Origin of the sequence: uncultured Microbacterium sp. (genome assembly GCF_963521645.1) — a bacterium.
GTDB lineage: Bacteria > Actinomycetota > Actinomycetes > Actinomycetales > Microbacteriaceae > Microbacterium.
The window spans coordinates 1-6,862 of record NZ_CAUQVQ010000110.1 but is presented as its reverse complement, the minus strand read 5'-3'; the positions used below and the strand labels follow the sequence as shown (position 1 = coordinate 6,862).

Here is a 6,862-nt window from a genome sequence, read left to right as displayed (position 1 = left end):
GTCGGGTTCTCGTCGATGTTCGCCATGATCCTCGGCTATCCGCTTCCCGACGCCGCGTGGGTCGGCTGGGTGTCGCCGGTGCTCGGCACGGTCATGTACGTGTGGGGTGGAGCCCCGTTCCTCACCGGCGCGGTGAGCGAGCTCCGTGCGCGCACACCGGGGATGATGCTCCTCATCGCGCTCGCGATCACCGTCGCGTTCCTCGCGTCATGGGGTGCGAGCCTCGGCCTGCTGCACCACGAGCTCGACTTCTGGTGGGAGCTGGCGCTGCTGATCGTCATCATGCTCCTCGGGCACTGGATCGAGATGCGCTCCCTCGCTCAGACGACCTCCGCGCTCGACTCCCTCGCTGCACTGCTGCCCGACGAGGCCGAGAAAGTCGTGGGCGACGACACCGTCACGGTCACCCCGTCCGAACTGCAGGTGGGCGACGTCGTGGTGGTGCGCCCCGGGGGCCGCGTGCCCGCCGACGGTCGGATCATCCAGGGCTCCGCCAGCATGGACGAGTCGATGATCACGGGCGAGTCCCGTCCCGTGCGCCGCGGCGAGCGCGAACAGGTCATCGCCGGCACCGTCGCCACCGATTCGGGCGTGCGGGTGGAGATCACGGCCATCGGCGAGGACACCGCGCTCGCCGGGATCCAGAGGCTGGTCACCGAGGCGCAGAATTCCTCGTCGCGGGCTCAGCGTCTCGCGGACAGGGCCGCCGGGTGGCTGTTCTGGTTCGCGTTGGGTGCGGCCGCGATCACCGCGGTCGTGTGGACCGCGGTCGGTCTACCGGATGCCGCCGTCATCCGCACGATCACCGTCCTGGTGATCGCCTGCCCGCACGCGCTGGGCCTGGCCATCCCGCTCGTGGTCTCGATCGCCACCGAGCGCGCCGCCCGCGGAGGCGTCCTGATCAAGGATCGGCTCGCACTGGAGAGCATGCGCACCGTCGACACCGTGCTGTTCGACAAGACCGGCACCCTCACCGAGGGCGCGCCCGCCGTGACCGCGGTCGAGACCGTCGCCGGCATCGAGACCGAGCAGCTGCTGGCGTGGGCGGCGGCAGCCGAGGCCGACTCGGAGCATCCGCTGGCACGCGCGATCGTCGCGGCCGCGAAGCGATCCGCCTCGCTGCTTCCCTCTACGGAGTTCGAATCCTCCCCGGCGATCGGGGTCCGTGCACGCGTCGACGGGCGGGTGGTGCAGGTCGGAGGACCACACATGCTCGACCGGGAGCACGCGGTCGAGCTGCCGGTGGCCGAGGAATGGCGCGCGGAGGGGGCGATCATCCTCCACGTCCTGGTCGACGGAGAGGTCGCGGGTGCGCTGCGTCTGGCGGATGAGATCCGCCCGGAGTCTCGCGACGCGGTCGATGCCCTGCACGAGCGCGGTGTGCAGGTGGTCATGATCACCGGCGATGCGGATGCGGTGGCCGCCTCGGTCGCGGGCGAACTCGGCATCGACCGCTTCTTCGCGAGCGTGCGCCCGGAGGACAAGGCTTCGAAGGTCCGCGAGCTGCAGGGCGAGGGCCGCAGGGTCGCGATGGTGGGCGACGGGGTGAACGACGCTCCCGCACTCGCGCAGGCAGACGTCGGCATCGCGATCGGGGCGGGGACGGACGTCGCGATCGCATCGGCGGGCGTCATCCTCGCCAGCGACGACCCCCGCTCGGTGCTCTCGGTCATCGAGCTGTCGCGGGCCAGCTACCGCAAGATGACGCAGAACCTGTGGTGGGCCGCGGGCTACAACCTGCTCTCCGTCCCGCTCGCGGCCGGCGTGCTCGCCCCGATCGGGTTCGTGCTGCCGATGTCGGTGGGCGCCGTACTGATGTCCCTCTCGACGATCGTGGTCGCCCTCAACGCGCAGCTGCTGCGCCGGCTGGATCTGCGACCGGACGCAGTGGTCGCACAGCAGCGAGGAAGTGTCCGGGCTGCGGACGTACGCTGAGAGGAACGGGAGGTGAGCATGGCCCTGATCGACGTCGCACAGCGGGTGCGAGGACCGCGCACGCTCACCCGAACCGTCCTGGCGACCCTCGCGGTCGCCCTGGGGATCATCGCCGGCCTGTTGGCGATGCACACGTTCACTTCGCACGCGACACCTGCCGGCCACCACGGCACGGTCGCTGTCAGCACTCACGCCGGAGCGGAGGGGGACCATCACCACGACACCTCCGACGCCGCCGCCCTGCCCCCCTCGACACCGGTGGTTGAGGGATGCGGGACCTGCGGGGGCGCGGACCCGATGACGTGGATGGCGTGTGTGCTCGCGCTCCTGGTCGCCACGATCCTGCTCAGGAGGATCGGGCTCGCGCGGCGACACGCCATGCCGATCGCGGCGCTCACCGCCGCGACGGCACCCTGGCCCGCCCGCGCCCACGCGCTCCCCCCGCCGCCTTCTCTCACGGTTCTCTGCATCAGTCGCACGTGATGGCGCGACAGCCCGCTCTGCGGGCACGCACCCCTGGCATCGGCACCCGCCGTGCCTCATCACCGACCCTTGGAGAACACTCATGAAGATTCGACCCGCGGCGATCGCCGCACTCACCCTCACCGCCCTGCTCGCCCTCACCGGATGCGTCGTCACCACCGGATCCGACAACGGCATGGACGGCATGGACCACGGCGCGGGTTCCTCCGCATCCGCCGACGTGAACAGCGACGACGTCATGTTCGCCCGGATGATGATCGAGCACCACGAGCAGGCCATCGAGATGTCGGATGTCCTGCTCGGCAAGGAGGGCGTCGATGAACGCGTCGTCGCCCTCGCGGAAGACATCAAGGCAGCTCAGGAGCCGGAGATCCAGAAGATGGACCAATGGCTCGAAGACTGGGATGCCGATATGGGCGGCATGGACGGCATGGATCATGGCGACGGCATGATGTCTGAAGAGGACATGCGGGCTCTCGAAGATGCCGCCGGCCCCGATGCGGGACCTCTGTTCCTCGAGCAGATGATCGAGCACCATGAGGGCGCCGTCGACATGGCACAGGACGAGGTCGACAACGGTCAGAACAGCGACGCGATCGCACTCGCGGAGACGATCATCACGGCGCAGACCGAAGAGATCGCCACCATGAAGGAGATCCTCGCGACCCTGTAACCCCTCCGGGTGGGGTGCGGAACTCCCGCATCCCACCCGCCGAGGCGACCACCGGTGTCATCGCCCCCGCCGTCAGTCGGCGGTGACGCTCCGGAACCCCCGCAGACGCAGGCTGTTGCCGACCACGAAGACACTCGACAGCGCCATCGCCGCTCCGGCGAGCATGGGGTTGAGCATCCCGAGCGCGGCGATGGGGATGGCCGCCACGTTGTAGGCGAAGGCCCAGAACAGGTTGGTCTTGATGGTTCCGAGCGTGCGTCGCGACAGCCGGATCGCGTCGACCGCGCTGCGCAGGTCTCCGCGCACGAGGGTGATGTCGGAGGCCTCGATCGCGACGTCCGCCCCGGTGCCCATCGCGATGCCGAGGTCGGCCTGCGCGAGTGCGGGGGCGTCGTTGACGCCGTCGCCGATCATCGCGACGGTCTTGCCCTCGCGTTGCAGTCGCTTGACGACCTCGACCTTGTCCTTCGGGAGCACCTCGGCGAAGACCTCCTCGATGCCCACCTCGGCAGCGATCCGCCGGGCGACCGCCTCGTTGTCGCCCGTGAGGAGGATGGGGGTCAGCCCGATCGCCGTGAACTGAGCGATCGCTTCGGCGCTGGTGGGCTTCACCGTGTCGGCCACGACCAGGATGCCGCGCGCCTGCCCGTCCCAGCCCACCGCCACGACCGTCTTGCCCTCGGCCTCGGCATCCGCTTTGAGCGCAGCCAGCTCGGCGCTCAGGGTCTGCGACCACTCGGCGAGGAGCGAGTCCCGGCCGACGAGCACGGCGTGACCCTCGACGATCCCCTGCACTCCCCTGCCTTCGATGTTCGCGAAGTCGTCAGGGGTCGGAAGCGCCCCGACCTCCTGCGTCGCGGCCTTGGCGATCGCCTGGGCGATCGGGTGTTCGGAGGCATCCTCCAGCGCGCCGGCCAGCCGCAGCAGCTCGGCGCGATCGGTGCCGGGCTCGACGACCACGTCGACGAGCGTCATCCTGCCGGTGGTGACCGTGCCCGTCTTGTCGAGCACGACGGTGTCGACCGTGCGGGTGGACTCCAGCACCTCCGGACCCTTGATCAGCACTCCCATCTGCGCACCGCGCCCGGTGCCGACCAGCAGCGCGGTGGGGGTCGCCAGTCCCAGCGCGCACGGGCACGCGATCACGAGCACGGCCACCGCCGCGGTGAATGCCGCTGTCACGGGGAACCCCGCGCCGAGCCAGCCGCCCAGCGCGACGACGGCGATCACGATCACGATCGGCACGAAGACGCCCGAGATGCGGTCGGCCAGGCGCTGCACCTCGGCCTTCCCGGTCTGCGCGTCCTCGACGAGCCGGGCCATCTGCGCCAGCTGCGTGTCGGAGCCGATCCGGGTGGCGCGCACCACGAGTCGCCCGCCGACGTTCGTCGTGGCACCGGTGACCGTGTCGCCCTCGGCGACCTCGACCGGCACCGCTTCTCCCGTGAGCATCGACGCATCGACGGCAGACGTGCCCGACACCACGACACCGTCGGTCGCGATCTTCTCGCCCGGGCGCACGACGAACTCGTCTCCCACGCGCAGGTCCTCGACAGGGATCTTCGTCTCCACGCCACCGCGCAGCACGGCGACGTCTTTCGCGCCGAGTTCGAGCAGCGCGCGCAGTGCCGCACCGGCCTGCTTCTTCGACCGCTTCTCGAAGTACCGCCCGGCGAGGATGAACATCGTCACGCCGGCGCCGACCTCGAGGTAGATGTTCGCGGCCCCGTCTGACGGGGCGAGCGAGAACTCGAACGGGTGGATCATGCCGGGAGTGCCTGCCGTTCCGAAGAACAGCGCGTAGAGCGACCAGAGGAAAGCGGCCGACGTGCCCAGAGATATGAGCGTGTCCATCGTCGCGGTGCCGTGCCTGAGGTTCATCCACGCCGCCCGGTGGAACGGCCACGCACCCCACAGGATCACCGGGGCCGCAAGTGCGAGCGAGGCCCACTGCCAGTACGTGAACTGCAGCGCCGGGATCATGGCCATCGCGATCACCGGCACCGTGAGCACGACAGCGCCGATCAGCCGGTGGCGCAGGGACCGCAGCTCAGGGTCCGCGTCGGCGTCGCCCGCCGACCCGGCGTCGGCCTTCGCCTTCTTCGGAGCGGGGAGGGACGCCGAGTACCCGGCCTTCTCGACCTCGGAGATCAGTGCCGCCGGGTCATACCCCTCGGGCACGGTGACCTTGGCCTTCTCGGTCGCGTAGTTGACCGTGGCCACGACGCCGTCGAGCTTGTTCAGCTTCTTCTCGATCCGCATCGCGCAGGAGGCGCAGGTCATGCCGCCGATCTCCAGCTCGACTCCGCTGCCCGCGTGCGCAGGTGCTGACGTGCTCATGTTCGTTCCTTCTCTGGCTTGCAGCTGTGGGCCGCAGTGATCAGTGGCGGCGTCGGCTGACGGTCAGTGTCCGTCGTCGTGCGGATCGCCCTCGGTGTCGGTCACGCCCTGTTCCTGAGCGGCATCGTCCCGAAGGGGCCGGGACGCGCCGGCTTTCATGCCGTGCGCACCGCCGAATAACCGGCCTCGGCGACGGCGGCCAGGATCTGCGCGTCATCGATCGGGGCGGAGCCCGAAACCACGAGCATGCCGGTCTGGGCGCTCACCTGGATGTCTTCGACGCCCGGGACCTCGGAGACCTCTTCGCGCACCGACATCTCGCAGTGTCCGCACGTCATGCCCGTCACCTGGAACTCGTTCTTCGTCATCATGACTCCCTTTTCTCATCCTAGTACCCCAGGGGGGTATTAAGAACAAGCGTATACCCTCTTCGGGTATTCCGCGATGGGCAGCACGAAATCAGGCCGAGATATTCATTCACACGCATCCATCTCGCTCGTGCGGGCGTAGGCTGGAGGCCGAGGACGGACCGTCCGAGAAGATCTCCCGGCACCGAGACCGTCCGGAAGTGGAGTCACCCGTGGCTCAGTACGACGTCTCGAACCGCTCGGCGATCGTGACGGGAGCAGGCAGCGGAATCGGCCGATCGACCGCGCTGCTGCTCGCCCAGAACGGCGCAGCCGTGGTCGTCAACGACCTGAACGCGGACAACGCGAACGCGGTCGTCGACGAGATCCGCGCCGCCGGCGGCACGGCGGAGGCATCCGTCGGCGATGCCACCGACACCGAGTGGATCGCCCGCTCGGTCGAGCTCGCCAACACGCTCGCGCCGCTGCGCATCGGCGTCAACAACGCCGGCATCGGAGGAGCATCCGCCCCCACCGCCGAGTACGACGACGCCGCATGGGACAAGGTCATCTCGATCAACCTCAACGCCGTCTTCCGCAACATGAAGGCGCAGATCCCCTCGATCCTCGCGAACGGCGGCGGCTCGGTCGTCAACATCGCGTCGATCCTCGGCAGCGTCGGCTTCGCGAACTCCCCCGCCTACGTCGCCGCCAAGCACGCGGTCGTCGGCATGACCAAGTCGGCCGCCCTCGAGTACTCCGCCCAGGGTGTGCGCGTGAACTCGGTCGGCCCCGGCTTCATCGACACCCCGCTGCTGGCGACCATGGGCGACGAGGCCAAGGCGTTCCTCGTCAGCAAGCACCCGATCGGTCGCCTCGGCCAGCCCGACGAGGTCGCGAACCTCATCGCGTTCCTCGCCAGCGACGCCGCCAGCTTCATCACCGGCAGCTACCACCTCGTCGACGGCGGCTACACCGCCCCCTGAGGCGCGGACCCCACGCGCCGCTGTCCGCGCCGCGCCGTTTGCAGGACGAAAACACGGATGCAGGGCGAGATCGACCATCTCGCCCTGCATCCGCGCTT

At 69.4% G+C, this 6,862-nt stretch carries 6 protein-coding genes; 4 read left to right on the top strand and 2 right to left on the bottom strand.

The window, feature by feature from the left end:
• The 3 genes from RWO82_RS14600 to RWO82_RS14590 form a co-directional block, all read left to right on the top strand.
• Positions 1–1,935 (top strand): heavy metal translocating P-type ATPase (locus RWO82_RS14600; protein WP_314428252.1); only part of this gene is annotated, 1,935 nt, incomplete at its 5' end.
• Between the two features lie 12 nt (positions 1,936–1,947).
• Positions 1,948–2,418, top strand: coding sequence for a hypothetical protein (locus RWO82_RS14595; RefSeq protein WP_399540904.1), 471 nt, complete (start codon positions 1,948–1,950; stop codon positions 2,416–2,418).
• An 82-nt stretch (positions 2,419–2,500) separates the two neighbouring features.
• On the top strand, positions 2,501–3,091 hold the full coding sequence (locus tag RWO82_RS14590; RefSeq protein WP_314428251.1) for a DUF305 domain-containing protein: 591 nt from the start codon (positions 2,501–2,503) through the stop codon (positions 3,089–3,091).
• A 72-nt stretch (positions 3,092–3,163) separates the two neighbouring features.
• On the opposite strand, the gene RWO82_RS14585 is transcribed toward RWO82_RS14590, so the two are convergent.
• On the bottom strand, positions 3,164–5,431 hold the full coding sequence (locus RWO82_RS14585) for a heavy metal translocating P-type ATPase (RefSeq protein ID WP_314428250.1): 2,268 nt from the start codon (positions 5,429–5,431) through the stop codon (positions 3,164–3,166).
• A 155-nt stretch (positions 5,432–5,586) separates the two neighbouring features.
• Positions 5,587–5,799 (bottom strand): heavy-metal-associated domain-containing protein, encoded by a 213-nt coding sequence (locus RWO82_RS14580; RefSeq protein ID WP_314428254.1) that lies wholly within the window; start codon positions 5,797–5,799, stop codon positions 5,587–5,589.
• Between the two features lie 212 nt (positions 5,800–6,011).
• On the opposite strand from RWO82_RS14580, the gene RWO82_RS14575 reads away from it, so the two are divergent.
• Positions 6,012–6,764, top strand: coding sequence for an SDR family NAD(P)-dependent oxidoreductase (locus RWO82_RS14575; RefSeq protein ID WP_314428253.1), 753 nt, complete (start codon positions 6,012–6,014; stop codon positions 6,762–6,764).
• Positions 6,765–6,862 lie beyond the last annotated feature (98 nt).

Excerpts from the sequence above, each read along its gene's own strand:
- RWO82_RS14590 (WP_314428251.1), top strand. The coding sequence starts at position 2,501 with ATGAAGATTCGACCCGCGGCGATCGCCGCACTCACCCTCACCGCCCTG.
- RWO82_RS14585 (WP_314428250.1), bottom strand. The coding sequence starts at position 5,431 with ATGAGCACGTCAGCACCTGCGCACGCGGGCAGCGGAGTCGAGCTGGAG.
- RWO82_RS14580 (WP_314428254.1), bottom strand. The coding sequence starts at position 5,799 with ATGACGAAGAACGAGTTCCAGGTGACGGGCATGACGTGCGGACACTGC.